General features: G+C 67.8%; 20 protein-coding genes and 1 tRNA gene. 12 read left to right on the top strand and 9 right to left on the bottom strand.

Annotated features, from left to right (window positions below; all coding sequences use genetic code 11):
* The first annotated feature begins 59 nt into the window (after positions 1–59).
* The gene (locus IJ15_RS0114960) at positions 60–2,108 is read left to right on the top strand and encodes a TerD family protein (protein ID WP_031939153.1); all 2,049 of its coding nucleotides are present in this window, start codon (positions 60–62) and stop codon (positions 2,106–2,108) included.
* Between the two features lie 45 nt (positions 2,109–2,153).
* On the opposite strand, the gene IJ15_RS25295 is transcribed toward IJ15_RS0114960, so the two are convergent.
* Positions 2,154–2,732 carry a helix-turn-helix transcriptional regulator gene (locus tag IJ15_RS25295; protein WP_051918930.1) on the bottom strand — a complete coding sequence of 193 codons (579 nt, stop codon included), beginning with the start codon at positions 2,730–2,732 and terminating at the stop codon, positions 2,154–2,156.
* Between the two features lie 85 nt (positions 2,733–2,817).
* Between IJ15_RS25295 and IJ15_RS0114950 the strand changes: the two genes are divergently transcribed.
* Positions 2,818–4,431 (top strand): hypothetical protein, encoded by a 1,614-nt coding sequence (locus IJ15_RS0114950; RefSeq protein ID WP_156112113.1) that lies wholly within the window; start codon positions 2,818–2,820, stop codon positions 4,429–4,431.
* 130 nt (positions 4,432–4,561) lie between these two features.
* Here IJ15_RS0114950 and IJ15_RS0114945 read toward each other — a convergent pair whose 3' ends face one another.
* Positions 4,562–6,763 (bottom strand): hypothetical protein, encoded by a 2,202-nt coding sequence (locus tag IJ15_RS0114945; protein WP_031939150.1) that lies wholly within the window; start codon positions 6,761–6,763, stop codon positions 4,562–4,564.
* A gap of 116 nt (positions 6,764–6,879) precedes the next feature.
* On the opposite strand from IJ15_RS0114945, the gene IJ15_RS0114940 reads away from it, so the two are divergent.
* Together IJ15_RS0114940 and IJ15_RS0114935 are read left to right on the top strand one after the other, a co-directional pair.
* Positions 6,880–7,656 (top strand): glycosyltransferase, encoded by a 777-nt coding sequence (locus IJ15_RS0114940; protein WP_051918926.1) that lies wholly within the window; start codon positions 6,880–6,882, stop codon positions 7,654–7,656.
* 65 nt (positions 7,657–7,721) lie between these two features.
* Complete coding sequence (locus IJ15_RS0114935) at positions 7,722–9,572, top strand: glycosyltransferase (RefSeq protein WP_031939148.1); 1,851 nt, start codon at positions 7,722–7,724, stop codon at positions 9,570–9,572.
* A gap of 12 nt (positions 9,573–9,584) precedes the next feature.
* Here IJ15_RS0114935 and IJ15_RS0114930 read toward each other — a convergent pair whose 3' ends face one another.
* On the bottom strand, positions 9,585–10,445 hold the full coding sequence (locus IJ15_RS0114930) for a class I SAM-dependent methyltransferase (protein WP_031939147.1): 861 nt from the start codon (positions 10,443–10,445) through the stop codon (positions 9,585–9,587).
* Between the two features lie 195 nt (positions 10,446–10,640).
* Here IJ15_RS0114930 and IJ15_RS0114925 point away from each other — a divergent pair, with 195 nt between their 5' ends.
* The gene (locus tag IJ15_RS0114925; protein WP_156112111.1) at positions 10,641–11,231 is read left to right on the top strand and encodes a hypothetical protein; all 591 of its coding nucleotides are present in this window, start codon (positions 10,641–10,643) and stop codon (positions 11,229–11,231) included.
* On the opposite strand, the gene glfT1 is transcribed toward IJ15_RS0114925, so the two are convergent.
* The 4 genes from glfT1 to IJ15_RS0114905 form a co-directional block, all read right to left on the bottom strand.
* Complete coding sequence (gene glfT1, locus IJ15_RS0114920) at positions 11,232–12,119, bottom strand: galactofuranosyltransferase GlfT1 (RefSeq protein ID WP_031939145.1); 888 nt, start codon at positions 12,117–12,119, stop codon at positions 11,232–11,234.
* Complete coding sequence (gene wzt, locus IJ15_RS0114915) at positions 12,116–12,937, bottom strand: galactan export ABC transporter ATP-binding subunit Wzt/RfbE (protein WP_031939144.1); 822 nt, start codon at positions 12,935–12,937, stop codon at positions 12,116–12,118. Before wzt ends, glfT1 begins: the two co-directional genes overlap by 4 nt.
* A gap of 12 nt (positions 12,938–12,949) precedes the next feature.
* Positions 12,950–13,831, bottom strand: a complete 882-nt coding sequence (gene wzm, locus IJ15_RS0114910; RefSeq protein ID WP_031939143.1) for a galactan export ABC transporter permease subunit Wzm/RfbD — start codon at positions 13,829–13,831, stop codon at positions 12,950–12,952.
* Between the two features lie 67 nt (positions 13,832–13,898).
* Positions 13,899–14,471: a bacterial proteasome activator family protein gene (locus tag IJ15_RS0114905; protein WP_031939142.1), complete on the bottom strand. Its 573-nt coding sequence runs from the start codon at positions 14,469–14,471 to the stop codon at positions 13,899–13,901.
* A gap of 136 nt (positions 14,472–14,607) precedes the next feature.
* Between IJ15_RS0114905 and IJ15_RS0114900 the strand changes: the two genes are divergently transcribed.
* A complete protein-coding gene (locus tag IJ15_RS0114900; protein ID WP_031939141.1) occupies positions 14,608–15,810 on the top strand; it encodes a cysteine desulfurase-like protein in 1,203 nt (400 codons plus the stop codon).
* A 3-nt stretch (positions 15,811–15,813) separates the two neighbouring features.
* Here the strand turns inward: IJ15_RS0114900 and IJ15_RS0114895 are convergent, their stop codons facing one another.
* Positions 15,814–16,809 (bottom strand): NAD(P)H-quinone oxidoreductase, encoded by a 996-nt coding sequence (locus tag IJ15_RS0114895; protein ID WP_031939140.1) that lies wholly within the window; start codon positions 16,807–16,809, stop codon positions 15,814–15,816.
* Between the two features lie 37 nt (positions 16,810–16,846).
* On the opposite strand from IJ15_RS0114895, the gene IJ15_RS0114890 reads away from it, so the two are divergent.
* From IJ15_RS0114890 to IJ15_RS0114860, 6 genes are all read left to right on the top strand, one after another.
* Positions 16,847–18,028: an alpha-hydroxy-acid oxidizing protein gene (locus tag IJ15_RS0114890; protein ID WP_031939139.1), complete on the top strand. Its 1,182-nt coding sequence runs from the start codon at positions 16,847–16,849 to the stop codon at positions 18,026–18,028.
* A gap of 79 nt (positions 18,029–18,107) precedes the next feature.
* Positions 18,108–18,542 (top strand): MarR family winged helix-turn-helix transcriptional regulator, encoded by a 435-nt coding sequence (locus IJ15_RS0114885; RefSeq protein ID WP_051918946.1) that lies wholly within the window; start codon positions 18,108–18,110, stop codon positions 18,540–18,542.
* 42 nt (positions 18,543–18,584) lie between these two features.
* Positions 18,585–18,674, top strand: a tRNA-Ser gene (locus IJ15_RS0114880).
* A gap of 405 nt (positions 18,675–19,079) precedes the next feature.
* Positions 19,080–19,448, top strand: a complete 369-nt coding sequence (locus IJ15_RS0114875; protein ID WP_156112110.1) for a hypothetical protein — start codon at positions 19,080–19,082, stop codon at positions 19,446–19,448.
* Between the two features lie 1,046 nt (positions 19,449–20,494).
* The gene (locus tag IJ15_RS0114865) at positions 20,495–20,851 is read left to right on the top strand and encodes a membrane protein (RefSeq protein WP_031939135.1); all 357 of its coding nucleotides are present in this window, start codon (positions 20,495–20,497) and stop codon (positions 20,849–20,851) included.
* Between the two features lie 358 nt (positions 20,852–21,209).
* The gene (locus IJ15_RS0114860) at positions 21,210–22,259 is read left to right on the top strand and encodes a poly(ethylene terephthalate) hydrolase family protein (RefSeq protein ID WP_197059836.1); all 1,050 of its coding nucleotides are present in this window, start codon (positions 21,210–21,212) and stop codon (positions 22,257–22,259) included.
* A gap of 92 nt (positions 22,260–22,351) precedes the next feature.
* On the opposite strand, the gene IJ15_RS0114855 is transcribed toward IJ15_RS0114860, so the two are convergent.
* The gene (locus IJ15_RS0114855) at positions 22,352–24,058 is read right to left on the bottom strand and encodes a bifunctional metallophosphatase/5'-nucleotidase (RefSeq protein WP_031939133.1); all 1,707 of its coding nucleotides are present in this window, start codon (positions 24,056–24,058) and stop codon (positions 22,352–22,354) included.
* Positions 24,059–24,067: the final 9 nt, after the last annotated feature.

Genomic DNA, 24,067 nt, shown 5'->3' with positions numbered 1-24,067 from the left:
TCGGTGCCGGCTCCACTCGCCTGTCGAGTGTTGGGTTTGTTCGATCGAGGGTGGGATTGATGACGTTTCCGATGATGTCCAAGGGGCAGAACATGTCCCTGCCGGAGGATGTACTTCAGATCGATGTGGTGATCGGGTGGGCCGAATCGGAGATCGAGGTCGACGCATCCGCTTTGCTCCTGGGTGCGGATGGGAAGGTTCGTTCGGACGCGGACTTCGTCTTCTACAACCAACCGGAGTCGTCGGACGGTTCGATCCGGTTTCTGGGTGCCGGTGCGACGGAGGAGGGGGCGCAGGCGCGGGTTGCGATCGACCTGTCGACCGTTCCCGGGGACGTGCACACCGTTGCGCTGGCGGGCAGCCTCGGCCAGGGAACCTTCGGGGATCTGGGCAAACTCACCCTCCGTGTCGTGGACGGCGCCGGGCATACACTGGCGGAGTACGTCACCGCGGATGCGACCACCGAAGCGGCCTTCGTCTTCGGCGAGGTGTACCGCCGCGGCGGTGAGTGGAAGCTACGCGTCGTAGGCCAGGGATGGGATTCCGGACTGGAAGGCCTCGCAACAGATTTCGGTGTCGATATCGACGAAGAATCGGAATCTGCCGACCGTGGTGATGCGGCGTCGGTCGCTGCATTGGAACCGGCCACGGCACCGCTCGAAGTCGCGCCCGACGCCGAGCAAGTTCCCGTGCCTGCCGAGTCGGGAGGACAGACCGTACCGGCGAAGGCGAAGCCACGCGGGGTGCGTACCGCCAAGAAGGTGGTGAAGAAGGCCAAGCCCCGCGACTTCACGCTGGCTGAACACGACACCTGGCAGCCCGCGCGCTTGTTCTCGGTCGTCGGAGTGGGTGCGGGGGAGGAGCAGGAGCGCCGCGCGACCTCGGCGCTGATCGCCACGATGCAGGCAGTTGGTCCGTTCGCGCGGGCTCTGTGCTCTCGGATGGGCGCCCCGGCAGGCGCTTTCGAAGGCTTCGTGGAGGTGCAGTACGACCACGGCGACTCGAAGGTCATCCCGGACGCCGTTCTCAAGGTATCTCGTGGCAGTCGGCTGTGGACGGGGTTGCTCGAAGTCAAGACAGGGAACGGCAAGCTCGAGAAGCGGCAACTCGAGAACTACCTCGACGTGGCGCGGAAGAAGAAGTACGACGTGGTGGTCAGCTTGTCCAACGACGTCCCCGCCAGTGCCGGCGAACTGCCGGTCGAGGTCGACCGCCGCAAACTCGCCAAGGTCGCGCTGCGTCATCTGTCCTGGGCGGAAGTCGCACACGAGGCCCGGATGCTGCTGTCGCACGGCGGAATCGACAGCGACGTGCAGGCGTGGATCCTCGCAGAGTTCGTGCGATACCTCGACCACCCGCGTTCCGGAGCAACGGAATTCGTCGACATGGGTCGGCATTGGGTGACCGTCCGCGACGCGGTCACCGCTGGCACCCTCCGTGCCGGTGACCAGAAGGCCCTCACCATCGCGGACACCTGGGTCTCGCTGTCGCGGCATCTGGCTCTGCGGCTGACGGCCGAACTCGGTGTCACCGTCAAGCACATCGTGTCGCGCCGATACAGCAACGACCCGGCGGCGCGGAACGCGGCGGTGGCGGAACGATTGGCCGCCGACGGTGTATTCGAGTCCGTACTCCGGATCCCGGAGACCGCAGGCGATGTCGTGGTGATCGCGGATGTGCGTACCAACAAGATTCGCTGCCGTACCAGGGTGGCGGCCCCGAACGAGGGCACATCGGGTCGGCGCGTGTCGTGGCTACTCAAGCAGCTCAAGGATGTTCCGGGCAATGTTCAGGTCGAAGCGGTGTTCTCCGAGCGCGGCAACGAGACGTGCGAGCTTCTCGAGACGGTGCGCGCGAATCCGAAGGTCTTGACCGACAATCGGGAAGGAGACGTCGTCTCGTTCAGTCTCGAACAGACCTTTCCGATGGGGAGCAAGCGGTCCGGAACTGCGGCGAGCTTCGTCTCGAGCGTCACCTCGTCCACGGATGCGTTCTACGGCGGGGTGGTGCAGCACCTTCGGGAATGGGTGCCGGCCGCCCCGAAGCAGACCGATCAACCGCGTCCGAGTGCCGAGGAGGCCGAGGAGGAAGCCGTAGCCGCCGACTGACTGCCGGTGTCGGCAGCGTCGGCGGCCCGGCCCGTCGTCGCTGTACTAGGGATGCTCGACGGCCGGGGTGCCGTCGGACAGCTCTTCGAGGATGGTCTCGAGCCATGCGATCCACTCGTCGACCGCTTTTCTGCCGCGATGCTGGGCCATCGAGATGAGCCGGTGAACTGCGTCCAGGTTCACCTCGTCGATCGGATCGAGGTGGTCGAGGCCGAGGTTTCGACCGCGATTGACTGGTATCCGTGCGCGCCGGGCGTCGAGTTCGGTCTGTACGAGGCGGATCAACGCCTCTCGATCGAGCGGGCCCCCGATCAGGAAACGAACCATGAATTCGGGATCCTGCCAGCGGCTGGGCGGTTCGTACGGGCTGGTGACCCATTCGCGTAGCTCTCGCTTGCCAGCCTCGGTGAGTCGGTAGACCTTCGAATCCGGACGGCCGTCGTTGACCTCCAACGTGAAGTCGACCGAGCCGGCCTCGGTCATGCGGGCCAGGGTCCGGTAGATCTGGCTCAGCTGGATGTTCGATCGGAAGAACTGCCCGTTCTCACGCAGGTACTTGCCGAGGTCGTAGCCGCTGAACGGACGCCATGACAGCAGACCCAAGATCATCGTCTCGAGTTTCACGACGACCTCGATAGGTACATTGTGCCATAGGTCACTAGTGATATATAACGAATCTCACACACACATCGAGGATAGGGGTTCGTCCATGGGTCGAAGTCGAGGTCTGGGCGTGGTTGGCGCCGGGGTGATGGTCGCCGCCCTGTGCGTTGCCGGCGGAGTGTCGGCGGCACCGGCCACCGGCTCCACCGGCTCCTTGGCCGGGGAGTTCGGATCGACGGGTCTCGGATCGACGAACCCCGAGCCCGAGAACCCGGAGCCATCGCCGGACGACAAGTACCGGCAGCAGTTCTTCGAGAACTTCGTCGGAGGTCCGCTGAGCAACTGCTTCTTCTCGCATGGCGCGGTCGGGAAGAGTCCGCTGACCAACAAGGCGTTCCCGGACGCCGGGGCCGTCTACTGGGCAACCACTTTCGTCCGTCCCCCGGGGTCGAAGGTCGAGATCGAGGGCATTTACCCGCAGTCTCGTTTCATGGCGTACAACGCCTACGACAAGGCGGGACTACCGGTCGACGGCGTCGCCGACTACATGATCGATCCTGACGAGGGCTCGGTGAACACCTTCCGCGAGGGGGCTGCCCGGTACGGCACCTCCGAGGACCAGCGCAAGTACACGGTCGAGGTGCGGCTCGCTGCGAAGCCTGCGGACATCGAGTTGAACCAGGAAGCCGGTCAGCCGCCGCGCAACTACTTCTACTCAATGCCCTCGAAGAATCAGTGGTTCAAGGAGGGCTCGGGCCTGCCGATCGAGTCGGTGATGTACCGGGTCTACGTTCCGGACGAGGGACTCGACATCGCCGGCGGCTCGCCGATGGCCACCGCCAAGGTGACGCTCGCGGACGGAACCGTGCTGCGAGGCCAGCAGGCCTGCGACATCCTCGGCTCGAATCCGAAGGGCCCGGAGGAGGTGAACCTCCCGAACTTCAGTGCCATCCAGATGGATCCGAAGGCGTACCAGGAGATGGCTCATCCCCCGGGAGTGTCCAACTACTTCCCCGCCAAGTACCCGGCGGACTGGCGAGCACAGTACGACCCGGCCTACAACAAGGACATGTGGAGCACCAACCCGATCGACTACTCCGATCCCAGCGTGCCGACGCCTCCCCGAACCGGCGGCAGCTACTACCCGAACGTGTTCAACACTTACCTGCGCACCATCGTCAACCGGAATCTCGGCAAGGTCGTCGTGGTCCGGGCCAAGGCGCCGACCACAGTCCAGACACTCCGCAACGAGCCGACCTACTCGGAAAAGGATGCGCAACTGCGCTACTGGTCCTACTCGCTGAGCGAGTCCCAGGCCACCACCGCAGTCATGGACGGCGTGCACGACGAGCAGTTCCCGCTCGACGGGGACGGCTACTACACGCTCGTCATCAGCCGTGCAGAGGACCGACCCCAGTTCGCCACGAAGGAGTGCGGCGTCGCGTGGGCTGAGTGGTCGAAGAGGGGCGACGGCGCCGGTAACCCAGACTTCGGTTGGCTGTCCCTGCGGAACATGATGGCGAACCCGGACTTCGAGCAGTCGCTGTTCGACACCAAGCGGCCCGGCGACGAGCGTGAGGTCCTGGGTGAGTACTACCCGGAACTGAAGTACTACACAGACGCGGCTGCGCTCGACGCCCTCGGCTGCGACGGCGTTGCTACCAACGAAGTGGTGGCGGACATTCCCACGAAGGGATCGCCTGACGCCAAGGGCTGGTAGCCGGTCCACTTGCTGGAGCCGGCACGCCCTCGACATCCGAAGGTGCGCTCGTGCACCCGAACTGACCTCCCGCGGACGCGATCGGGCGTGCGGGAGGTCAGTTCGGAAGCGGCGGGTCGCCCGTCAGGCGTCAGGCGGTGGCTCGCACCTTGCGCTTGCGCACCGCGAACCACGCGCCCTGTCCGAGAGCCACCAGCAGTCCGACTCCCGCGAGTCCCCAGCCGAGAGTGCTTCCGGGCGGCGTGAATCGGAGGGCCAATGTGGACTCCGAGCTACCGCTGTCCGGCAGGTGCACCTGCAGCAGTCCGCCAGGGCTCTCGGTGATGTCGACGGGTTCGCCGTTCACGGTCGCCGTCCAGCCGGGCCACGCGAGGAGCGCGAATGTGGCGGTGCCGGAACCGGTGTACGTCACGGTCTCGTGGGTGTCGGTGGAGGCGGCGTCGCCGGTGATCTCGAGGCCCGGCGTCGTCGCGGACAGTCGTCCGTCGGGCCACTGGTGCGGTGCGGTGCGGGTGCCGACGGTGACGCCGTGTTCGACGCGCACATTCCAGTCGTCGGCGGGCAGTGCGTCCAGAGCGTGGGTGCCGCCGTACGGCCCGCTGTTCTGTACGACGACGGTGTCGATGCGCATCGCGTCGAGCCACGACACTCCGGTGTCCGGCGACTCGGCGAGCAGGCGGGCGACGCCGTCGCCGCACGGGACGCCGCCGTAGTAGGAGATGCAGAGGTCGTCGACGAACGAGTTGAAGCTGATGCCGGCGTAGTTGTTGACGGCCTCCACCCCGGCGGGCTGGTACAGGCTGCCGAATAGCACGTCGCCCCACTGGCCGGTGGGGTCGTCGGGGCTGATGTTCTCGCGGTCCGCGACCACGAACGTCGTACCGGGGTAGCGCGTCTCGAAGTGCTCGTCGAGGAAGGCCTCCTGCCGCGGGAACTTCCACGGCGTGACGTTGTAGTTGCCGGTGAACCACAGGTTGGTCTGCGCGGCCAGCGCCACGATGGTGCCGGCCACGAGTGCGCCCGCGAGCAGTCGGGGCTTGCGGAACGACACGACGAGCGCCAGCGCGGTCAGTGCGACGGTGATCGCGAGGGCCGCGAGGTGGATGCCGATGTCCTCGGGGATCTCGGCCCACGACAGGTAGAACTGCGCGACGATGAGCCCCGCGGTGATGCCCAGGCGCAGCTTCCAGCGGTCCCGCGCCAGCCCGGCGGACAGCGCGACGGCGGCGATGACGATCACCGGTAGCTGCCCGTACTCGATGAGGCGGGCGGGCCAGCGGAACAGCCACAGGTTCGAAGGTCCGAGCAGCAGGATCAGGTAGATGCCGCCGAACACGGCGAGCGAGATGGTGCTGCGGCCGAGGCGCCGCAGCGACCCCCACCGGATCCACGGCGCCAGCGGCACCAGGAACCAGGCGAGGTAGACGAGCGGGACGGTGGCCGCGGTCGATTCGAAGATCGGCCCGTACGGGCGGTTCGACAGCGCCGACAGGTTGATCAGGTCACCGAGTCCGGGGCGCAGGGAGTCGTCGTTGCGGATGCCGGTCTGGGTGCGCACCGAGACTCCGGTGGTGAACACGAGCGGCAGGTAGACGATCAGCGACATCATCACGATCGAGACGCCGCTCACGAGCAGCGACCGGATCCCCGGGAACGGGCGTTCGGTGTCCTTCGCGCGGTTCCGTGCGACGGTCTCGGCGATCACCGCGAGGTAGACGACCGCGACCGCGACCGCACCGTACGGGTTGCCGGTCGTCATCGCCAGGAAACCGAACACGATCGGCACCAGCGGGTTGACCCGGCCCATCGCGCTTGCGCGCGTCGACCACCACACGTGCGGGATCCACGCGAATGCGATCAGGCCCGACGCCCACGTGGACGCGTCGAAGTACAGGGTGTATCCGGCGAACGGCATCGCGAAGCCGGCGACGAACGCCATCGACCGGGAGGCGCCGTACTGGCGGGCGAGCACGTAGACGCCGACCGCGAGCAGCGCCAGGAACTGCATCTTCACCAGGGTCATGCCGATGGCGAGGTTCGGTACCAGCGCGACCAGCGCGGCCTCGGCGAGCAGCACCGGGTTGTAGGTGCCGTACAGCGCCTCGGCGGTGACGTTGCCGCCCGCCCACATCTCGGGGAACAGGGTGGGCCAGGATCCGTCGAGGAGACGCTCGCCGATGGTGTGCCAGCCGGGCGCGAACGCCGCCGCGCTGTCGTCCCAGTAGTAGAACCACCGGTTCGACAACAGCGGGATCGCCGCGACGATCGCCACGAGCGCGGCGAGGAGGACCGGTGGTGTCATACGTTTGAGCAGCGGCAGATCAGAGTTCACGGCGGGCTTTCGTCGTCGGACGGATTGCGCGGCGGCAGCATCCCTGTCGTCGGAGCGTAATATTCCGCGCGGTTCGCAATGAAGTCGGGGAAAACGAGTAGGTCGGAGGTCATCGGGTGGAGACGAGCTCGGGAGGCGGTTTCGACGGCGGCTACGAGCTGTCCGTCGTGATCCCGGCGCACAATTCGGCCGATGTCCTCGAGGCCACGGTCCGTCGGTTCGCCGAGCACTTCGACGGCCGGTCCGTCGAGATCATCGTCGTCGAGAACGGGTCCACCGACGCCACGGCCGCGATCTGCGCCGACCTGGCCGCCGGATGGGACACCGACGGAGTGGTCTTCGTCCCGATGACCAGCGACAAGGGCATGGGCAACGCGCTGCGGACCGGCGCGCTCGCGTCGCGCGGTGCACGCGTGTTGCTGACTGCCGACGACCTGCCGTTCGGGTTCGACGACGTCGACGGCGCCGACCGGGTCGAGCGGGAGACCGGGCAGCGTCCGGCCGTGGTGATCGGGTCCAAGGCGCACCCCGACTCGGTGGTCGACCGCGGTCTGGCCCGGGCGGTGATGACCCGTGGGTTCGCGTTGCTGCGGCGCACGATCCTCGGCACCCGCACCGGCGACCCGCAGGGCACGTTCGTGGTCGACGGGGACCTGCTGCGGGCACTGGCCCCGCACCTGACCGAGCCCGGCTTCCTGTTCACCACCGAACTCGACTACGCCGTCGAGTCCGCTGGGATCCGTCCGGTGGAGGTCCCGATCCGTTTGAGTGACGAGCATCGCGCGCACGCCAGTCGCATCTCCGTCGGCGACGTCGTGCAGATGGCGCAGGGCCTGCTGACGTTGCGTCGGCGCAAGGCGGTGCTGCGCGCGGCGGCCCACGCGGCCGCCTGACCGTACCGGCCGGTCAGACCGGGTGGGCGCGCGTCGACACGCCGTGTCGCGATACCCTGCCGGGTGTGGATTCAGCTGACTCGTCCGAGACCCGTGCCGCCTCCGACAGCGAACTGACGCCTCGCCTCGTCGCGCAGCGCACCCTGTTCGCCGGCACGTCACCGGTCGCGAACGAGGAACTGTATGCGGTGGTCGAGAAGGGCGAGTCCACCCGTGACCGGTTCTCGCTGAGCCTGCACGCCGGCGCACGCGCCAACACCAACACCTTCTTCGGACGGTTCCCGGCCAGCTACTGGCAGCGCTGGACCACGGTCGGTGAGGTCACCGTCAGCGTCCGCGTCCTGTCCACCACGTCGTGCCGGGTGCTACTCGTCGCGTCGGACATCGGCGGTCACCGCCGCATCGTCGGGGCCACCACCGCCGACGGCCAGGGCACCGTCACCCTCTCCAGCGCCCTCGATCAGTTCGTCGACGGCGGCTCGCTGTGGCTCGAGTTCGAGGCGCTCGACGCTGAGGTGACGTTCGACCGGATCGAGTGGAGCGTCGAGGCGTCGAACCCGCCGCGCCCGGTGGCCGTGGCGATCTGCACGTTCAACCGTGCCGACGACTGCGCGAAGACGGTGGCGGCGCTGGCGTCCGACAAGGCCGTCGTCGAGCGTCTCGAGACCGTGTACGTGGTGGACCAGGGCACCGACCCGGTCGAGGACCGTGAGCTTTTCCAGCAGGTCGCACCGGCGTTCGGGGATCGCCTGCAGTACCTGCGTCAGCCGAATCTCGGTGGCGCCGGTGGCTTTACCCGCGGGCTGTTCGAGGCGTCCGCGTCCGGCGACGACACCGACGTGATCTTGATGGACGACGACATCCTCTGCGAACCGGAGACGGTGCTGCGGCTGAGCGCATTCGCGAACTGCACCGCCAGCCCGGCGCTGATCGGCGCCGAGATGCTGTTCCTCTACAACCCCAACTACCTGCTGGCCACGGCCGAGCGGGTGGATCTGGCGACGCTGCGGCGCGGACTGCCGACGGACAAGTACAGCGAGCACAACTACAACGTGCTCGAGGAGTTGCCGGAGCGTCGCGTCGACGCCCAGTACAACGGCTGGTGGTCGTGCCTGATCCCGGCCGAGGCGCTGCGCCGGATCGGGCTGCCGCTGCCGGTGTTCTTCCAATGGGACGACGTCGAGTTCAGCCTGCGCGCGGGCCGGGCCGGCATCCCCACGATCACGCTGCCAGGCGCCGCGGTGTGGCACGCGGACTTCTACTGGAAGGACGTCGACGGTTTCGCGCACTACTTCAGTACCCGCAACGGACTGATCACCGCGGCACTCGATCCCGGTTTCGCGCCGTCCGCGCTGGCGAAGAATCTCGCGCGGGACATCTCCCGCTCGATCGTCAGCATGCAGTACGGTCTCGCACACACCCAGTTGCGTGCGCTCGAAGGCTTCCTCGAGGGGCCCGCCGCGCTGGCGGACGGCGGCCAGGCGGCGCTGGCATCGGTGAACGCCGAACGGAAGCGCTTCTCGGAGACGGTCACCCGCCCCGCGTCGGAGTTGCCGACGGTGCCGGTGCGCCGGGCCGATCCGCCGCCGAAGCCGCACCTCGAGGACATGATCCTCGCGAAGCGTGCGCTGTGGCAGGCCCGGGGACGACTCGAGCCGGGCCCGGTGACGGTCTCGTTCGAGGATGCGCAGTGGTGGCACGTGGGACGGTTCGCGCACGTCTTCGTGACCGACGCGTCGCAGTCCGGGGTCCGGGAACGCCGGTTCGATCGGGAGAAGGCGGCCGAGATGACCGGACGCCTGCTCGGGGTGATGAAGCGCTTCCGTGCTGACGCGCCCGCGGTCGCCGAGGCCTACCGTCGTGAGTTCCCGCAGTTGACGAGCCGGGAGAACTGGGCGCGCCTGTACGGAAAGTGATCCGCGGCAGGCTTATTCGCGTAGGCGGACCACGACCTGCTCGTGGTCGCCGGTGTACGCGAGGTAGTCGAACTCGAGTCCCGTGCGGGTGACGAACTCGGTCCACGCGCGGTGCTCGTGGTTCTGCCAGCCGGGGTAGTTGAAGTACTCGTCGAACACCAGCACCGTGCCCGGCACCAGTCGGTCGGCCAGCAGGTCGAGCACCGTGCGGGTCGACGAGTACAGGTCGGCGTCCAGGTGCGCGAACGCGACCGGGCCGGGACGATCGTCGAGGAAGCCGGGCAGCGTGTCCTCGAACAGTCCCGACACGAGTTGCGCGCCGGGCACCGACGGCACGTCCGCCTGCGCGAACTCGCCGGCCGGGAATCCGCTGCGCCACGCCTCGGGCAGTCCCGTCCACACGTCGAAACCCCACACCTCGTGTCCGGTGGGGCGCAGCGCGTCGCTGATGATCCGCAGCGTCGTGCCGCTCGCGACACCGAACTCGAGTGCCAGTCCGTCGACCTTGACCATCTCGAGCCCGTACCGCAGCGTGTCGTGGGGATGCCGGAAGACGGGCGCCTTCGGCATGTGGTCGAGCACGAACTGGGCACTCTCGGCGGTGGCACGGATGTCGAGCGCATACGAGATGTCGCGTCGAGCGCGCTGTTCGAGCTGATCGAGGCGTTCGCTGACCGACGCCACCTGCCCGCGCGCCTCCGCGAGTTCGTGCAGCACGCGTTTCATCTCACCGTTGTTCGCGGCGAGCTCCGCGAGTACTTGGTCGTGCCGGTTCTCCTGCCCGATCCGCGTCTGGCGGTCCGAATCGCGGAGCACCTCCGCAACCGCCCGCTGCAGTTTGAGCCGGGACGACTTCTTGAACCGATCGAGCATGCGCGGACCCCTCCCACGTGAGCGTCGAGTTCGTCCCCATGCTGCCAGGGATGTCCTCGTGATGCAGGGCTGCGCCGGGAGACGGCGGCGGAATCGACTCCCGCTCCGCGAATGCCCGTGCTGCTGCGGGAATTCGTGGTCTCATCGACTATGGCCGATTTGGGGGGAATTACCGGGCGCGGACGCAAAGTCGCCGTGGGAGCTGCGTGTATCGCCGTCGCAGCGGTCGGACTCGCGGGAATCGTGAGTGGGGGCGGTGACGGCGCCGCGCCCGCTGTGCCCGACGCCGTGCACCTCGTCGCCGATGCGCGCGAGAGCACGTCGGCGCTGCCGTGTGACGCCGTCGAGCGGCTGGACCGGGAGACCGAGGAGCGGGTGGCCGCGGGGCTCGAGGTCCCCGGCGCCGAACTGTGGCCGCCGGTCTACGACCGGGTTAAGGAGCCGCGGCCGGCTGTCGCACCCCTGGACCCGACCACGGGAATCCCGAAGAACCTGCTGGAGAAGCCGCTACCGCCGGAGGCGTGGGAGCAGATCAGGGCCGCCGAGGCCGAGGCGGCGCGCGCGCCGAAGGTGCCGCGGCCGTGCGGTGTTGAGGTCGACGAAATCCAAGCCCAGGCGGAAGCTACCAACAGCATGGTGGCCTGCTACCTGCCGGACGGCCGATACACGTCCACCACGATCGTCGACATGGTGCCGATCGACCCGAGCACGGCACCCGAGCGTCCGACGCGGGAAGTTGCCGATCAGGTGTGCCGCAGCTGGGGATACGACCGAAGCGAACCCTGATCAGGGCCGGGCGAACCGCTCCCGGCGTCCGAGTCCGCGCAGTCGCATCCACTCGCGGAAGCCCTTGGGGTCGCGGCGCGAAACCAGGAAGTACCAGCCGAAGCGCGCGTACTCCTGCGGCAGCAGCTTGCGCATGCCCGGCTGCGACATGAGGTAACCGCGATTGCGGTACGTGAAGAAACGCTTGGTCTCGTTGTCCGGGTACTGCGTGTGCATCCGGCCACCGAGGATCGGCTTGAACTCGTCGGCGCCGTCGGGATGCACGTACGCGGTCTGCAGGCACGTGCCGAACGGCAATCCCGAGCGGACCAGGCGACGGTGCACCTCCACCTCGTCGCCGCGGACGAACAGTCGCAGATCCGGGACGCCGACGGCGTCGATCGCGGACGCCGAGAACAGGGCGCCGTTGAACAGTGAGGCGATGCCGGGCAGCAGGTCGTCGTCGCCCAGTTCGGACCGCCAGCGCTTCCACTCCACGCCGCGGCGCAGCGGGAACGCGAGCCGGTCCGGCTGCGCGATGTCGCACACGACGGGGGAGACCTCGGCCAAGCCGTGCCGCTGCGCGCACGCCAGCAGCGTCGCCAGGACGTCCGGGCCCTCGGGGCGACCGTCGTCGTCGGCCAGCCACACCCAGTCCGCACCCAGCGACAGCGCGTACAGCATGCCGAGCGCGAAACCGCCCGCACCGCCGAGGTTGTGCTTGGACCCCAGATAGGTGGTGGGGACGTCGGCGCTCTCGACGAGCGCACGGACGTCGGCCTCGTCGGCGTTGTCGACGACGACGAGGTGGTCGAGCGGACGGCTCTGCGCGGCCAGCACCTTCAGCGACTGCGCGAGCAATTCGCGTCGCTTGTGGGTGACGACGACGCCGACGATCTTCTCGGTCACGAGGCCTTCTCTTCGTTGTCCCGTTCCCGCTTCATGTCGGCGATCACGTGGCGGACGTGGTCGGCGGCGTCGTCACCCTCGTAGGCGCGGACGACGTCCTCGATCTCGCCGTGCATGCGCACCTGGCCGTGGTCGATCCACATCGCGCTGTCGCACAGCTGCGCCAGGAACTCGTTGGAGTGGCTCGCGAAGACGAGGATGCCGGAGCGCTCCACCAGCTTCTGCAGCCGGATGCGGGCCTTCTTCATGAACTCGGCGTCGACCGCACCGATGCCCTCGTCGAGCAGCAGGATCTCGGGGTCGATGCTGGTGACGACGCCCATCGCGATGCGCACCCGCATGCCGGTCGAGTAGGTCCGCAGCGGCATGTTCAGGTACTCGCCGAGCTCGGTGAAGTCGGCGATCTCGTCCATCTTCGCGAGCATCTGCTTGCGGGTCTGCCCCAGGAACAGGCCGCGGATGATGATGTTCTCGTAGCCGGAGATCTCCGGGTCCATGCCGACGCCCAGGTCGAACACGGGCGCGACGCGGCCGCGGACGCGGGCGCTGCCGCGGGTCGGCTCGTAGATGCCCGACAGCAGTCGCAGCAGTGTCGACTTGCCGGCGCCGTTGTGGCCGACCAGTCCGACACGGTCGCCCTCCTGGAGGGACAGCGTGATGTCCTTGAGTGCCTCGACCACGACGACGTCGGAGTCGTTGCGGCCGATGGAGCCGCCGGCCTTGCCGAGGAACGCCTTCTTCAGCGACCGCGACTTGGCGTCGAAGATGGGGAAGTCGACGCACGCGCCGCGCGTCTCGATGCTCACATTGCTCGTCATGTCGGTTTCCCCCTAGACCCAGTAGGCCACGCGGGCCCGGTACTTGCGCAGCGCGAAGATCGCGGCGGTCCAGCCGACGACGGTGAAGGCCAGCACGATGTACCAGTGGTAGGCGTCCTGGTCCGCGCCGATCATCGGGGCGCGGACGATGTCGAGGAAGTGGTACAGCGGGTTCAGTTCGGCGATCCGCGCGCGCTTGGCAACGTCGCCGCCCTGGGCCTCGAGCACCTCGGTGGACCAGAAGATCGGGGTGAGCACGAACAGCAGCAGCGTCATGCTGCCGAGGATCGGCGCGATGTCGCGGTAGCGGGTGGCGAAGATGCCGAACACGATCGACACCCACAGCGCGTTGAGCACGATCAGGCCCAGCGCCGGAATCGCGGCCAGCGCCGTCCACGTCATGTTCTTCCAGACCCCGAACGCGAACAGCATGATCACGTAGATCAGCAGGTTGTGCGCGAAGAACAGCAGTTGGCGCCACACCAGCCGGTAGATGTGGACGCTCAGCGCCGACGGCAACTGTTTGATCAGTCCCTCGTTGGCGATGAACACCTCGGAGCCCTCGAGGATCGACGCACTGATCAGGTTCCACACGATCAGGCCGACGGTGACGTACGGCAGGAACGTCTGCAGCGGCATCCCCAGCAGCGCCGAGTACAGGATGCCCATCGCGGTCGCCTGCACGCCGGTGGCGATCGTGATCCAGAACGGACCGATCACCGACCGGCGGTACCGCTGTTTGATGTCCTGCCAGCCCAGGTTGAGCCACAGCTCACGCTGCGCGAACCCGTCCCGAAGGTCCTGGAACGCGCGACGGAACGTCTGCGAATCGGACCCGACGACGTCGGTATCGGCGTCGGACGCCGGCTCGTGATCCAAGGCTGCTGCTGACACGAGTTCCGAGCCTACCGTTTGCGGTGGAGTTGCCGGTTTCGGCGCACTCGAAGGGTGCCGGCGGGCGCTACAGGTACTGCCCCGTCCCGCCCCCCGAGCTGTCGTCGGAACCCGGCATGCGGTGCTGCGGTCCCATGCTCATCCCGGGCGGGAGTGCGCCCTGACGCATCTGCTCGAGTTGCGCGCGTGCCGCCATCTGCTGCGCGAACAGCGCGGTCTGGATGCCGTGGAACAGGCCCTCGAGCCAACCGACGAGCTGAGCCTGTGCGATCCGCAGTTCGGCGTCGGTGGGCACGGAGTCGTCGTTGAACGGCAGGGTGAGCCGCTCGAGTTCCTCCCGCAGTTCGGGAGCCAGCCCCTGCTCGAGCTCGCGCACCGACGACCTGTGGATCTCCTTGAGCCGGGCGCGGCTGGCGTCGTCGAGCGGCGCGGCGCGCACCTCCTCGAGCAACTGTTTGATCATCGTGCCGATGCGCATGACCTTCGCGGGCTGCTCCACCATGTCGGTGAGTGCGTCCGGGTCGCTCTGGTCCGCCGTGCCGTCCGCGGCTCCGTCGGTGCGGTTCGTGGCCGCGGCCACCGGAACTGGATGGCCGTCGGGTCCGATCACGAGCACGCGTTCGTTCTCCGGTTGCGTCATGGCTCCATCTTGTACGTTTCGGTGCCGGTTTGCCGAGGGCACGTCGGCAGTGTCGGAAGTGTCGTGTGCTAGAGCACGTTCCGAAAAGTCGGATCTGAATCACGCGGTGTTGACACCGGGACTTAGAGTGTCCGTCATGGCTTACGACGTTGCCCGGGTACGGGGACTGATCCCGTCACTGGGCGATGGATGGGTCCATCTCGACCCGCAGGCCGGTATGCAGATCCCGGACGCGGTCTCCCGCACCGTGTCGACCGCGTTCCGCGCGGCGGCCTCGTCGGCGTCCGGCCGGCACGTCTCGTCGCGGCGCAGCGCCGCCATCGTCGCGGCAGCCCGTGAGGCCGTTGCGGACCTGGTCGGAGGCGATCCCGCGGGTGTCGTGCTCGGCGCCGATCGGGCGGTGCTGCTGGCCTGGCTGGCGGAGTCACTCAGTTCCCGGTTGGGCCTCGGCACGGGACTGGTGCTGTCCCGCCTCGACGAGGAGGCGAACGTCGCGCCGTGGCTGCGTATCGCGAGCCGATACGGCGCGCAGGTCCGGTGGGCCGAGGTGGAGATCGAGACGTGTGAGCTGCCGAGTTGGCAGTTCGCCGACCTGGTGCAGCCGACGACGCGCCTGATGGCACTCACCGCGGCGTCGCCGATCGTCGGATCCGCGCCCGCCGTCCGGGTGGCCGCCGACCGCATCCACGAGGTGGGCGGACTGCTCGTCGTCGACGCCGTCGGGGCCGCGCCCTACGCGCACCTCGACATCAACGACCTCGGCGCCGACGTCATCGCGGTCAGCGCGCCGTCGTGGGGCGGCCCGCAGGTCGGTGCCCTGGTGTTCCGGGACCCGACGCTGCTCGACCGCATCCCCGCCGTCTCGCTCAACCCGTACGCGCGTGGTGCCGAACGCATGGAGGTCGGCGGACACCAGTTCGCGCTGCTGGCCGGGCTGACCACGTCGATCGACTTCATGGCCGGGCTCGAGGAGACCGCGACCGGCACCCGCCGGCAGCGGCTCGAGACGTCCATCAGCTCGCTGCAGGAGTACCACGACCAGCTGTTCGACTACCTCATCCGGTCGCTGGACGCGCTGCCGCAGGTGACGATCATCGGCCGGTCCCCGATCCGGGTGCCCACGCTCAGCTTCACCGTCGCCGGGGTGCCGGCCGACAAGGTGGCCGCGCACCTCGCCGACAACCGGATCGCCACCGTCAGCGGCTTGCAGTGCGGCAACCGCCTGCTCGACGCGCTGGGTGTCAACGACGAGGGCGGCGCCATCACTGTGGGTCTGGCGCCCTACACCACCCGCTACGAGATCAACCAGCTCGTCAAGCACCTCGGGGCGTTGGGCTAGCTCTCATTCCGCCCGCACGCTGAGTACCACCTTGCCGACGGTGTCGGGGGAGTCGAGCAGCCCGTGCGCCGTGGGTGCCTCGGTGATCGGCAGTTCCACGTGCACGACGGGCGCGACGATGCCCTCGCCGACCAGCGGCCACAGCTTGTCCCGGACGGCCGCGACGACCGCCGCCTTGCTGGACGGTCCCGTCTCGGGGCGTCCCCGTAGCCCGGTCGCGAGCACCCGGGCCCGCTTGCCGAGCAGCTTGCCGATGTCCAGTTCGCCCTTGCGGCCGCCCTGCATGCCGATGATCACCAACTGCCCGTCGGGCGCGAGGGCGTCGATGTTCCGGTCGAGGTACGACGCGCCCATGTTGTCGAGGATCAGGTCCGCGCCGCGACCGCCGGTCTCCGCGCGGAGCACCTGTACGAAGTCGTCGTCGCGGTAGTTGATCAGGATGTCGGCGCCCAGCTCGGCGCAGCGTGCGAGCTTGTCGGCGGAGCCGGCGGTGACGGCGACCCGCGCACCGAGTGCCTTGCCGACCTGGATGGCGTGGGTGCCGATGCCCCCGCCGCCGCCGTGCACCAGCAGCACCTGGCCGGCGTGCAGGCCACACTCCATCACCAGGTTGGACCACACCGTGCAGGCGACCTCCGGCAACGCCGCCGCCGCCCGCAGATCGAGGCTGTCGGGGACCGGCAGCAACTGGGTGGCCGGGACAACGACCTTCTCGGCGTAGCCGCCGCCGGCGAGCAGCGCCGCCACCCGGTCGCCGACTTTCCAGCCGTGCACGTCGGCGCCGACCTCGGAGATCACGCCGGAGCATTCGAGGCCGAGGATGTCGCTCGCGCCGGGCGGCGGCGGATACATTCCGCGGCGCTGCAACAGGTCGGCGCGGTTGACGGCGGTGGCCGCGACGTCGAGCAGGACCTCGCCGGGGCCGGGTGTCGGATCGGGAACCTCGGACCAGGACATCACTTCGGGTCCACCGGGCTCGGAAATTGTGATCGCGTACATGCCGTTGACGCTAGTCCGACCGGGTTAGCGTCACCGGATGACCTTCTTCGGCAACATGCAGAACGAGATCTACCTGACCGGCATCGGCGGCGCCCGCCCCGAGTTGCCGATGACCGCGGCCGGGCTCGAGGCCCGGGCGCGGGAGGAACTGAGCGCGGAGGCGTACGCGTACATCGCGGGCAGCGCGTCCACCGAGCGCACCGCCGCGGCGAACCTGGACGCGTTCACCCGCCGCGCCCTGGTGCCGCGGATGCTGCGCGGGACCGGGGCGCCCGACGCGCGGGACCTGAGCGTCGACATCCTCGGCACGCGCCTCGCGGCACCGGTGCTGACCGCACCGATCGGAGTGCTCGGTCTGGTTCGTGAGCGGGGCGAGACGATCGTCGGCGAGGTGACCGCCGAACTAGGGATCGGTTCGGTGCTGTCGACGGCGGCGTCGTCCACCATCGAGGACGTGGGCGCGGTCTCGGGGGACAACTGGTGGTACCAGCTGTACTGGCCCGCCGACGACGAACTGGCGCAGTCGTTGGTGCAGCGGGCCGCCAAGGCCGGCGCCAAGGCGATCGTCGTCACCGTCGACACTCCGGGAATGGGTTGGCGGCCAAGGGATCTGGAACTGGGTCACTTGCCGTTCCTGCGGGCGCAGGGCATCGCCAACTACCTGTCCGATCCGGTGTTCCGCGCGCGGTTGGCCGCGCCGCCGGAGGAGAGCGTGGAGGCGATGCAGATCGCGGTGCTCACGTGGGTGTCGTTGTTCGGCAACCACGCGTTGCGGGCGTCGGACATCGCGAAGATAAACGAGTGGACCGGTCTCCCCGTTTTGGTCAAAGGTGTTGTACACGAGGACGATGCGCGGGCCGTGGTGGATGCGGGTGCCGACGGAGTGATCGTGAGCAACCACGGCGGCCGGCAGGTGGACGGCGCGATCGCCGCGCTGGACGCGCTCGGCCCCGTCGCCGCGGCGGTGGGGGATCGGGCCACCGTCCTGCTGGACTCCGGAATCCGCTGCGGCGCAGATGTGTTGATTGCACTGGCGCTCGGTGCCGACGCGGTGCTCTACGGGCGGCCGTGGGCCTACGGCCTCGGCCTGGCGGGCGCCGACGGCGTCCGGCACGCGCTACGAATCCTGTTGGCGGATTTGGACGTCACAATGGGGTTGGCCGGTATGTCCAGCATCGCGGAGATCGATTCGAGTGTGCTTCGCACGGTCGGGCGATAGGTAGCACTACTATGCATTCGTGACAGCAGATGCTCGAGTAACCACGGGTGCCGGGGTGGCGTGGCTCGGTGCCGACGAGATGCGCGCGTGGCGCGCATTCATTGACGGCAGTCAGCGATTGATGGACGTCCTCAACCGCGAGTTGGAGACGGCACACGGCATGTCCCTAGCCGAGTACCGGATCCTGGTGATGCTGTCGGAGTCCCCGGACGGATCACTGCGGATGAGTGACCTCGCCGACGGCGTCCTGTCGTCGCGGAGTCGCCTCACACATCAGATCCGCCGCATGGAGGCCGAGGGCATGGTGGAGCGCAGCCAGTGCGTCGAGGACGGGCGCGGGGTGCTCGCAGTCATCACCGACGAGGGCCGCCGCCGACTCGCTGAGGCCGCCCCCACACACCTCGACGGGGTGCGCAACTACCTGATCAACCTGCTCGGCAGGTCCGAGATGCGGATGCTCGCGGACGTCTTCGAGAAGGTCGACGGCGCCATCGGCGACCGCGCCGGCGGCTGATCGGTTTCACCCCCCGCCGCGCATGCGGTTAGGATCTGCCACGGAAGCGTGGCAGAGCGGCCGAATGCACTCGCCTTGAAAGCGAGCGTGGCGTTAAACCCACCGGGGGTTCAAATCCCTCCGCTTCCGCCACGGTCAGGGGCGGTTTTGAGAAACCGCCCCTGACGTCGGAAGATCCGGCAACGTCCCGAAGTGGCACAGGCATGACACGCGATCGCTGGTATCGCGGGCGTGGCGTTGAGAAATGTCGTTGAGAAAGTCGGGCTGCCGAGCGGCGACATCTGCACAGTTTCGTTCCTGGGATGACTATTCGCCGCCGACACGCTTGAACCGCGCTCAACAGCCGTCTCGCCACAGAAGACGACGGCGAGGCCTTTGGCAGGTCTCGACCACGCGCCCCTACGCAGAGCCGTTTCGTTCAACGTGACGTACCTCACAAACTGAATCATCTGATTGATTTCGGTTTCGGCAGCGTGGTGATGTCAGCACGCCGCCGATTCGCGGCGGCGGGGACAGGAGGATTCCTAGGTGGGGACCATGAAGACGGCATTGAAGATCGCGGCTTCGGCAGCAGGTGCGTGCGCTGTCCTGGCGCTCGGCGCGGGGACAGCCTCGGCTGTTGAGCTCTTCTCGGGGGACCGGTACCAGGCGATCTCGTTCGACCGCAACGAGACTCGCGTGTTGCGAGATGTCGGTGCGGGCAACATTTTCGATGCCGTCGTACCCAACGACCAGAAGATGGTCTATCTCGGTGAGGGGTCGATCTACGACACGCACCCGACGTTGGTGTTCGCTTCGACCCACGAGTTGATCGAGGAGGCGGTGTCTCGCGGCGGGACGATGGCGTTCACCGTGAACGATCTCTCGTACTGGGACAACATCGTCGACGTGTTCCAGATGTGGTGATCGTGGCGCATCCCGATGGGGTCATGGTCAGGTGTGGATCGGTCGCGCGTAGGTAACTACCTGACCGGACAAACTCTCGCTGGATCGTGAATTTATCCCCGGCGCTTCTTGAAGGTGAGCGTGGCGTTGAACCCACCGGGGGTTCAAATCCCTCCGCTTCCGCCAAGGTCAGGGGCGGTTCTAAATAACCGCCCCTGACGTCGGAAGATCCGGCAACCTTCCGAAGTTCCTCGACGAGTTGCAGGACACGCTCAAAAAGGAAGCCACTCAGGCTGCGGCCGACGAGGCGGGGATCGTCACGGTGGCTCAGGCGGTCGAACGTTGGCTCGCGGTGCAGCGGATCAACCCGACCACGCTCGCGGCCTACACGGCGGCACAGACTCGTGACCGAGGGCGCATCACTACTCGATATCCTTGATCGCCTGCTCGAACTCGGTGTCTACGGAGTCGATCGAGCAATTGATGGGGCCGTGCGCAACTAGCTGTCGCGGGTCATGACGTTGTAGACACTGGGCCAGGACCGGGCCGAGTGAGGTATCTCGGCGGGCTTCGAGAAGGACCCGGTCGTGGGGTTCTTCTCTGCCACAGATAGATGCCAGGCAGGGCATCAAGCAGAACACCGGACAAGAAGAGGAAGTTGCCGGCGGTTCGCCAGCCGGCCGGACGGCTTCCGTAGGGTGCGTACCCGACCTCCCAGTTCGACATCCAGCGGCACAAGATTCACGACTTCGTCCGCCACACGCGAACCGGCGCCTCTTCGTCGACAGGGACCCCTACGGTGCCTTGACCTGGTGGCTGACCCCTGTCGATCTCCTCGAAGGAACAGCCCTCGAGGACCTCGAAGCAGGAGACCTCACCGTGACGGCTGTCGACAACGTGATCGACTATGCCTGGCAAGGCAGGTGAGCTGGTGCCGAAGTGCAACGGAGCCCGGTAGATCGTCATGGCAGCAGCTGGGTAACAGTGCGGACCGTTAGCCGGACGGCCGGGAGACGGCGGGAATACAGTCGGCCGGACTCGTCCTTCGACCGCGAGGTGTGATCGCGATGAACCTGATCAAAAGGGTGGCAGCATCGGCGCTGGTCGCCGGAGCGGTACTCGTCGGAGCCGGGACTGCGCACGCGGACCCGCCGCCGACCACCCAGCCGCCACTGACCAAACAGCAGGCGCTCGACAACATGTTGAACGAGTTGGGCATCGGCTGGGAGCAAGGCGGTGCCGAGGGGGTCGCGACGGGCTCCGCTATAGGCCTCGGCATCGGCTGCATATCGATGTTCCCCGGCAGCCTCGCCGGCTGCATCATCGGCGGCCCGACCGGCGCCGTTATCGGAGGCATCGTCGGTATCGGCAACGGCAACCCGAAGGCCCAGCAAGCCATCGAAACGTACCTGAACACTCCCTAGGCCGAAATGCCCCTCAGCTTGATGAACAGCTGAAGGGTCCTGGCGGGAGCAGAGGGATTTGAATACCCCGTACGGAGACCGCATGCAGTCGGACGTCGTCCGAGGAGTATTCCGAGCTGACGTCACGAGGCTCGATGTGACACACGCATGACACACCGTGGGGGAGTCATGAGTGGGCGCTGATCGGTCTGTTGGAGGAAAACCTACAGACCAGGAGAAATTCTGGCTGCTTCCGCAACAGCCCCTCACCTGTTTCGACAGGTGAGGGGCTTTTTCATGCCCACGATCCGCCCCGTTCGGTCCGGGAGACGCCCATGGCAGCATGGTCGTGATCAAGCTCCACCGCAGGAAGGCATCCATGCGTCACCTCGCCGCCCGCATGCTCGGTATCGGTCTCACGGCCACCGCGCTCGTTCTCGCCCCGGCAGTCGGGGCGTCGGCCTCACCGGACACCGGTTCGCTGGGCCTGACGCCGACGGGAGTGGTCCCGGCGTCCGCGTCGGCGATCCAGCAGCAGTTCGGCGTGCCCGGTCCGCACGCGGTCACCGCCACCAGCAGCGTGCAGGACTGTGTGGGGTTGACCGACCTCTACGTCCGCGTGGTCCGTCTCGGCTTCGACGTGCAGGACGATTTGCAGTGTTTCGGGACCTTCCCCGACGCCGGTCTGCGTAACCCTGTCGGGGTGGAGTTCTACTACCCCGAGGACATCGCCGAACTCGGTGCACTGCCCCTCGTGCTGTGGACGCCCGGCATCCTGGTCGAACCCGGCATCTACGACTCCACCGTCCGGCATTTGGCGAGCCACGGTTACGTCGTCGCGGTCAACTATTCGCTCGTCAACTGGTTCGGCCTCACCCACGAGATGGGTGCGCGGGCCGCCGCGGCGGTGAACTCCGATGTGACCAGTCCGCTGCACGGCCGTATCGATCTGACCCGCACGGTCGTCGCGGGCCATTCCGCCGGCGGCGGTTCCGCACTGATCTCCGGCGGTCGGCTGCAGGGGATCGGTACGCAGTTCGACCCCGACTTCCGTGTCGTCGGCGCCCTCGCGATCGAGCCCGGTCCCGCGACTCTCGGCATCGGGGTGACGCCGTCGACGGTGCCGACGCTGATCGTCACCGGCACTTCGGATTTCATCGTGCACCCGGCGGGCTGGCCGTCGCTCGTCCAGTACCCACAGGTGCAGGCGCCCGCCTGGCTGACCACGGTCCGCGGGGCCAGCCACGGCAAGCCCATGGACGGTCCCGCCAACTCGGTGTTCCCGGCCGTCGAGGTCGCATTCCTCGACTACGTGACGAAGGGGTCGGCCCGCGCGACGGAGGTCTTCGTCGGCGCCGACTACACCCTCGCCACCGACGGCGCGCTCGTGGACACCCGGCGCAACGCGCGGGCCGACGTGCTCCGGTAGCGAGGTGTCCCGCATTCGGGCAGCGTGTCCCCCGATGGGGGGGACAGTTCTTTGAGGCCAAGTTGACGGGCCAGCGTCGAGTGCGCCGGAACTCAGTTCGGCGACGCGACTGCGATGCGTCCGGGGTGTGGCGGTGCGACGGGGGAGTGGTTCGTCAGGTAGGCGGTGAGGGCGTCGAGATCGGTTCCGGCGGAGGCGGGTTCGGTGCCGGATTGCAGGACCGTGAAACCATCGCCACCGTCGGTGAGGAACTTGTTGACCGCCACCCGGTAGGGGGTGTCCGGGTCGACGGCGATGCCGTCGACCCGGATGTCGGCGATGCGTGAACCGATCGGTGCTCCGCGGTCGATCCGGTAGGCCAGGCTGGACGAGGGTGCCAGGATCAGCTCCCGTGTCGAGCCGTCGGACTGCGGTTGGAACTGTTGCTCGAGAACATCTTTCAACTGCATGCCGGTGACCGTTCGTACTTCGAGCGAGTTCGCGAACGGCTGCACCTGGTAGGCGGCACCGAAGGTGACGGTGCCGTCGGCGTCGGGTAGCAGGTCGGCCCGGATGCCACCCGGATTGGTGAGGGCGATCTGTGCCCCGCGCCCGCGGGCGGCCTCGAGTTGGGCGTCGGCGATCAGGTTGCCCAACGGACTCTCACCGCTCGTGTCGGGTTCGCGGGTGATGTCGGCGGTCGCGATGCCGACCGACCGTTCGGCAACCTCGGCGGACTGCGTGCTCGCCCGCTCGACCAGTTCGGCGGCCCACGGGTCCGGCGAGATGTCTTGGGTGACTATCTGATTGAACGCCTGTGTCCGGTCCCGATCGACCTCGCCGGTATCGCGGTCGATGGCCAGGTCCACCACCGACACCATCCGTCCGTGCGAGGCGGCCTGCATCATCGGACGCGGGTTGCCGGCGGGATCGGCGACCGTGCAGTTGAACTGCGCGTGGGTGTCGGCGGTGAAGATCGCGTCCACCTTGGGGGACGCTTGCGTCGCGATCGCGCGGGCGGGACCGTCGGCGAGGTCGCACGAATTGGGGCCGCCGAGGCCGGACTGGGTGTCGCCGCGGTGCAGCAGGACCACGATGGCGCGCACGCCGAGGAAGTCGAGGGTGTCCGCGGTGCGGTCGATCGCCTCGAGTTCGTCGCCGAACGTCAGGTCGGCGACCGCGTCGATGGAGATCTTGGACGGCGCGTCGGAGGGCATCACGCCGATCACCCCGACCGGAATCCCGTCGACGTAGTCGACGGCGTAGGGCAGGGCCGCGGGGGTGCCGTCGGGGAGGGCCATGTTCGCGGAGAGCAACGGGAACTGGGCGCCGCCGAAGGTCGGCTCGAACTGGCAGCCGTCCACGGGGTGGCAGCCGCCGTTCTGCAGGCGGTGCAGTTCCGCCAGCCCGTCGTCGAGCTCGTGGGTTCCGATCGACGCAGCGTCGACGCCAATCCGGTTCAACAGGGCCACGGTCGGTTCGTCGTGGAACAGGGCCGACTCGATCGGGGAGGACCCCCAGCTGTCGCCCACCGAGTAGAGCAGCGAGTTGGGCGCCTGCCCGCGCAGTTGCTGGACGTACGCGGCGAGGTACGCGGCGCCCCCGGCGTCGGTCGCGGGACCGTCGGGCCGGGAGATCTGGGCGCGAGCGCCCTCGGGTGGCTGCAGGCTGCCGTGCAGGTCGTTGATCGCGAGCAGTCGCACCGGAACGACGTCACCGTCCGCCGGCCGGGCGTCGACGGCGAGCGCGCCGACGGTCAGTGACGCGCCGAGCGCCGCGGCGACAACCGACACCCGACCCCGGGTCCGGCGTCCGGACAGATCGCTCCC

Source organism: Prescottella defluvii, from assembly GCF_000738775.1.
GTDB classification, from domain to species: Bacteria; Actinomycetota; Actinomycetes; order Mycobacteriales; family Mycobacteriaceae; genus Prescottella; species Prescottella defluvii.
This window is presented reverse-complemented; position numbering and strand designations above follow the sequence as displayed.